This window comes from Micrococcus sp. EWR3.9.1 (assembly GCF_052615555.1).
In genome coordinates this window covers 97,310-103,723 of the sequence record NZ_JBQXFD010000008.1, presented here as the reverse complement: position 1 = coordinate 103,723, position 6,414 = coordinate 97,310, and the positions used below count along the sequence as shown (strand labels likewise).

Annotated in this window: 3 protein-coding genes; 2 read left to right on the top strand and 1 reads right to left on the bottom strand. The window is 72.6% G+C overall.

Annotated elements, in window-relative coordinates; genetic code table 11:
- Positions 1–85: 85 nt before the first annotated feature.
- Positions 86–3,070 (bottom strand): S8 family serine peptidase, encoded by a 2,985-nt coding sequence (locus ACUJ8O_RS07030; protein ID WP_095347646.1) that lies wholly within the window; start codon positions 3,068–3,070, stop codon positions 86–88.
- 268 nt (positions 3,071–3,338) lie between these two features.
- Between ACUJ8O_RS07030 and ACUJ8O_RS07025 the strand changes: the two genes are divergently transcribed.
- Together ACUJ8O_RS07025 and ACUJ8O_RS07020 are read left to right on the top strand one after the other, a co-directional pair.
- Positions 3,339–4,409, top strand: a complete 1,071-nt coding sequence (locus ACUJ8O_RS07025) for a 3-methyladenine DNA glycosylase (RefSeq protein ID WP_206481944.1) — start codon at positions 3,339–3,341, stop codon at positions 4,407–4,409.
- 95 nt (positions 4,410–4,504) lie between these two features.
- A complete protein-coding gene (locus tag ACUJ8O_RS07020; protein WP_144879328.1) occupies positions 4,505–6,370 on the top strand; it encodes an alpha/beta hydrolase in 1,866 nt (621 codons plus the stop codon).
- Positions 6,371–6,414 lie beyond the last annotated feature (44 nt).

Sequence of the window (6,414 nt, the reverse complement as noted above, 5' to 3'; positions counted from 1 at the left end):
CCCCGCACCTTCAGCGTGAAGGTGCGGGGCCGGCGTCGTGCGGGGTCCCTCCCGTTCCGTCAGCGAGGACGGAGGGGGTCGGCGGTCACGGGACCTGGACGGTCACGTCGGTCGTGATGCCCGCGTCCCAGGTGACGAGGCCCTTCCAGGTGCCCGAGGTCAGGCCGGACCAGGAGAGGGTCGCCTCGGTGGCCTTGCCCGAGGTCACGGGCACCGGGTTCGGGGAGACCGTGAGGTTGCCCGCGTCCTCGCGCAGCTTGAGCGTCTCGAGGGTGCCGGTGTCCTTGCCGCCGTTGGCCGCGTACAGGTGGCCGACCACGGTGTAGGCGCCCGGGGCGGGGTCGGCGATCGTCAGCGTCTCGGACTCGTCCGCGGTCGCCCGGGAGAGCTGCTTGCCCTCGGGGGTGATCACGTACAGGTCCCAGTCGGCGCCGGCGGCGCCCGCGTTGATCGAGGCCACCAGGGACTGGGTGCCCTCCGCCACGGTCACCGTGGACACGGCCAGTGCGCTGGACTCGAGCGAGTTGCTCGCGGTGGCGGCGGCCACGGTGGAGTCCACCTTGCCCAGGCCCAGGACCTGCGGGGTCAGCTCACCGGTCACGCCGGGGGTGATCTCCACGTCGGCGGAGCCGGTGGCGCCGGAGCCCTCGACGGCGGAGGTGACGGTCGCGGACTTCGCCTTCACGGTGACCGGGGAGGTCACCTCCGGGACGGCCTTGCCCTTGGCGGTGGTCCAGGACATGGAGCCGTGGGTCCAGGTGTTCACGGCGGCGTCGGTGCGGGTGACGGTCAGCTCGACGTCGGCGGACTGGCCGGCCTTCAGGTCCAGCACGGCCGGGGAGGCGGTCACCTCGAAGCCGGGCACGTTCGCAGAGAACCGCCAGCGGCCGTTCTCCAGGGCGGTCACGGTGCGGGTCACGGTGGCCGAGCCGACGACGTCGGGGATCGCCAGGGACGGGACGTTCACGTCACGGCCGGCGATGTCGCCGCGCAGCAGCGCGTCCCACTGCTCCTTGCCGGAGTCGTAGACCAGGCCCGGACGGGCGGCGGCGGCCGGATCGGCGGAGCCGGCACCCGTGGCGAAGTTGTCCGTGTTCACGGTGCCGTCGGCGTTGTACACGTCGCCGGCGGTGGTCATGAGGGCGGACTTCACGGCCATCGGGGACCAGGCCGGGTACTTGCCGATCAGCAGCGTGGCCATGCCGGCCAGGTTCGGCGAGGCCATGGACGTGCCGGACATCAGGCCGAACGTGTTGCCGTGGTAGTCGGGGTCCAGCGGGGAGACGCCGCCGATCACGTTCACACCGGGGGCGGCGAGGTCGGGCTTCAGGAGCTCCTGGTTCACGGCGTTGGCCGGGCCGCGGGAGGAGAAGCCGGCGATCTGGGGCAGCGGGTCCTCCGGCAGGCCGGTGGTGTCGCCCGGGACGATCGTGGCGGTGAGGTCGGAGGACTTCACCTTCTCGATCACGCCGTTGTCGTTCATGTGCACGGTCGGCACCGCGTGGATGTCCGCGTCCAGCGAGCCGGACGGGGTGTTCACGAGGATCATGCCGACGCCGCCGGCCTCCTCCACCACCTGCGACTTCTCGGTGCGGGCGTTCCCGCCGCGCTCGCAGAGCACGATCTTGCCGGCGGCCTCCTCGGTGAGCCCGCCGGGCAGGCAGAGACGCGCGGCCTCGGCGTCGCCGGCGGCGACCTCGGACGCGTGGATGACCTCGGCCGGGCCCACGCCGGTGCGGGCCGAGGAGGCGCCCCGGAGCTGCGTGCCGTCGGAGAACTGCACGGTGGCGGTGAGCTCGTTGGAGAACGTCTCCGCGGCCACGGTGGTCAGCCACGGGGAGCCGTGGTTCACGGTGTTCGGGCCGGGGCCGGAGTTGCCGCCGGAGGCGGCCACGAAGATGCCGGCCTCGGCGGCGGACTTGAAGGCCATGGCCACCGGGTCCACGATCGAGGTGTTGGAGCCGGAGATCGAGTAGTTCAGCACGTCCACGTTGTTCTCGATGGCCTGCTCGATGGCGGCCACGGAGGCGGAGGTGTAGCAGCCGCCGGTGTTCGGGTCGGTGTCCTCCCAGCAGATCTTGTAGGAGATCAGGTGGGCGGCCGGGGCCACGCCCGCGCCCTCGCCGAAGGAGTCGTCGTCGATGGTCTGCTCCACCCCGGTGTTGCCGAGGATGGTGGTGGCCACGTGGGTGCCGTGGGAGAACACGCCCAGCGGGGAGATGCGCTCCTCCGGGGCCCGCTCGTCCACCGGGACGAAGCGCTCGAAGTCGTCGGAGAAGGCGTAGGCGCCGATCAGCTTGGAGTCGCACGACGACGCCGGGAAGTCCGGGCCGGTCTCGCACTCGGCCGTGGCGGTGGTGCCGTCCGCCTTGAGCACGGCGATCTGGCCGTCCGCGGTGCGGTACGGCACGCCGACCTTGGCCTTGCCCTTGAGCGGCTGGACGGGCTGACCGTCGATGAACGGGTTGTCCGGGTGGATGCCGGAGTCGATGACGCCGACCACCACGCCCTTGCCCGCGTTCTCGGCCTTGCCGTACACGGACTTCCAGGTGCCCTTCTTGCCGGGCAGGCCGAGGAATTCGGTGGAGCTGTAGTCCGGGGCCACCTGCTCGTCCGGCGCGACGCCGAGCACGGCCGGGTCCTTCGCGATCGACTGGGCCTCCTCGGCGGTCAGCTCGGCGACGAACGCGTTCACGGCGCGCTGGAAGGAGATCTCGGCCTTGGCGCCGTGGGCCTTCGCGACCTTCTCCTGCTGGCGCTGGAGCTTGGCCTCGTAGTTCTTCACGCGCGGGTGCGAGGGGTCGAACTTCGCCTTCGGAGCGGCGCCCGGAACGGCGCCGGCCTCGGGGGCGGTCACCGACGGCTGGTCCTTCAGGACCACGAAGTAGCGGCCGTCCTCGAACTGCTGCTGGACCTGCACCTCGCCCTGCGGGCTGGAGACGGTGCTGCCGTCGGGCAGTTCGACGGCGGTGGCCGACACCGCGAGCGCGGGAGCGGCCACGAGGCTCGCGCCGGCGACGGCCGCGGCCAGGGCCCGACGGCGCCGGGCAGGGGTGGGGTTCTGAGGCATTGCCTCCGCCTTTCTCATCAAGGTCCGCCCAGCTCTCACCCGTGGCACGCCGGCGGGGATGACGCCGGGGGACGGGGAGATCGGCGCCCATGTGATGGGCACCACAGCGAGACATGTGCAATCTACCGTCCGGTAGGGCGTTTGACCAGATCTTTGCCAGGCAACGTCCAGGACCGTCGAATTGGGGCCGCCGGAGTGCGCTCCCCGCGTCGGCATCACGTGGGCCCGCTCGCTCATGAGGGGCGCCACGGGGGAGGATGGTGGGGCCATGCCCGAGCCACGCACCGACCCCGCGCCCCCGCCTACCGCCGTCGTCACCCTGCCCGCCGACGTGTGGCGGGCCCACGCGCGGGCACACCGCGAGCGCATCGCCCGACGCACGGACCCGCTGGTGGCCCTGCGGATGCGCGGCCAGAAGCACCCGGTGCAGGACTTCCTCTTCGGCTACTACACGCACTCCCCCGCCGCACTGCAGCGCTGGCACCCCGGGCCGGGGGTCCTCCTCGCGGACGACGACGGCGCCGCGGCCCGCGCCGAGGCGGCCGAGCTGGGCACGACCCCCCGGGGCGAGTGGAAGCACTACCGGCGCGTCGAGGCCGGCGAGGTAGCAGGCGCCGTCGTCGACGGCCGCCCGGTGGGCGGCTGGCTGGTGGACGCGGCGGCGGTGCTGGCCGACCGCGCGTCGGGGGTGGCGTTCACGCGGGACCTGCTCGCGCGCACGGCGGAGCGGGCGCCACGCCTGGGCTGCTTCGGGCTGCACGAGTGGGCGATGGCGTACCGCTCGGACGTGCACGGGGTGCGGCACTCCCAGCTGCCGCTGCGGCTCGGGGCCGGGGGGACGGACGCGGTGGTGGAGGGCTCGCGGATCCGGTGCACGCACTTCGACGCGTTCCGGTTCTTCGCACCCGAGGCGCGCGACCGCAACGAGGGCGACGACGGCGTCCTGCCCACGCGCGCCGGGATGCGGGAGATGGAGCAGCCCGGCTGCCTGCACGCGGGGATGGACCTGTACAAGTGGGCGTACAAGCTGGTGCCGGTGGTCGACTCGGACCTGCTCGCGGACTGCTTCGACCTCGCGTGGGACATCCGCCGGCTGGACATGGAGGCCTCGCCGTACGACCTGACCGGAGTGGACGACCTCGCCGACGGGCGCGGCGGCTACGCGGCCGTGCGGATCGAAGAGCCGGCCGGGCGTGCCGAGTACGCGCGGCGACAGCGCGAGTTCGCCGCGCGGGGCCAGTCGCTGCGGGTGCGGCTGCTGGCGGTGCTGGACGCAGCCGCGGGGGCGGCCCCCGGGACCGGGCCGGACGCCGAGTGGACTTCCAGCGCACGTCCATGATTAGGATGGCCGCTCTACAGGCTGTGAGGCGCATCACTCGCGTCATCCGGTGACCGCCCCGGCCCTCTCCGCACCGAACGACTCGAGGACCTGACGTGACCAGAACCGTTCCAGCTCGCCGCCGCACCACGCTCGCCGCCGCCGTCGCGGCCGTCTCGCTCGCCGTCGCGGCCGCCGCCCCCGCGCTCTCCGCGCCCGGCAACGGCAACGGCAACGGGTCCGCATCGCAGGGTCAGGCCCGCTCCAACGACCTCTCCGCCACGCGGGGCAACAAGGTCAACGACGCCGCCGCGCTCGCGCCGCACCTCGTGGGCCAGACGCTGGACTGGGATGCCTGCGACTTCGGCAGCGAGCGCCTCAACGCCCGGTTCAACGCGATCCCCGGCACCGCGTGCGCCGACGTCACGGTGCCGCGGGACTGGAAGAACCCCGAGGACGGCCACACCATCACCCTGCGCGTGGCCAAGACCGAGACCTCGAAGGGCAACCCGGAGCGCCAGGGCATCGCACTGGTGAACCCCGGCGGCCCGGGCGGCTCCGGCCTGCCCTGGGGCCCCGCCATGGCCGAGCGCGCCCCGGAGCTCGCCGAGCAGTACGACTTCATCGGCTTCGACCCCCGCGGCGTGGGCCAGTCCACCGCCCTGGAGTGCACCTACACGCCGAACCCCGAGCACGACGTGTGGCAGGACACGAAGGCCCAGGTCGACGCGTGCCTCGAGAACGAGCTCACCCCCTACATCACCACCGAGCAGACCGTGTACGACATGGACTTCATCCGCGCCGTCCTGGGCGAGGAGAAGACCTCCTACATCGGCTACTCGTACGGCACCTGGCTGGGCAGCTGGTACCAGCGCGTCTTCCCCCAGCACGCGCACCGGTTCCTGCTGGACTCCGCCGTCGACATCTCCCGCGACGGGCTCCAGACCACCTGGGACCTGCAGCCGCGCTCCCGCGACCGCCAGTTCCAGGACGCGATGCTCCCCTACGTGGCCCGGCACGACGAGATCTTCGGCCTCGGGGACGACCCGATGCAGATCCGGCAGCGCTGGGAGGACGTGGGCGGCACCCGCACCCAGCTCGGCATGATCGTCGCCGGCTCGTTCCTGTTGCCTGCCATGTACGACACGTCCCAGTACCTCGACGCCGGGTCCGTCATCGCCGCCTACATCCGCATCATGGAGTCCGAGGCCGCGGCCACGGACCCCGCGGGGCAGCGCACCCAGATCGAGCGCATCCTGGCCGAGGCCCGTGCGTCGCTGCCGGCCGAGGAGCGCGACTCCTTCGACCGCTTCGCCGCCCGCGGCCTGGAGACCGTGGGCGAGCGCGAGCAGCTCGTCGCCGCCACCCAGGCCGGTGACGCCGTCACCTTCGAGGGCGCGTTCTCGGCGATCCGCTGCCAGGACGGCCAGTGGAACACCTCGCAGGGATACTGGACCTCGTGGGTGGACGACCTCGGCCGCAAGGCCCCGTGGATCGGTGTGCTGATGGGCCCGTCAGAGTGCATGTACTGGCCCGCCCAGACCTCCATGCCCGCCCAGCCCGGCGGCAAGGGCGCCCCGAACACCGTGATCGTGCAGTCCGAGCTGGACGCGGCGACCCCGTACGAGGGCGGCCACCGCGCCGCCGGCGTGCTGCGCAACACGTCCCTCATCTCCGTGGACAACGAGGGCACCCACGGCCTGTTCCCGTACGGCACCGAGTGCGTGGACACGCCCATCCGTGACTACTTCCTGACCGGCGCCCAGCCGGCCGAGAAGTCGCTGTGCGACGCCGTCCCGCTCCCGCTCGAGACCCAGCCGGTCCAGGTGGCCGGGACCCCGACGCACAAGGGCGACATCAAGATCTCGATGCGCACCGACGCCGTGCGCGAGGCCAACCGGATCACCCACGACGCGATCGAGCGTCAGCTGATCGACTCCCGCGCGGTGACCCCGGACGTCGAGGCCTTCCTGGAGGACTGACGGCCCGGGCACCCGGTACCCGGTCCGCCCCGACGGCCCAGCGA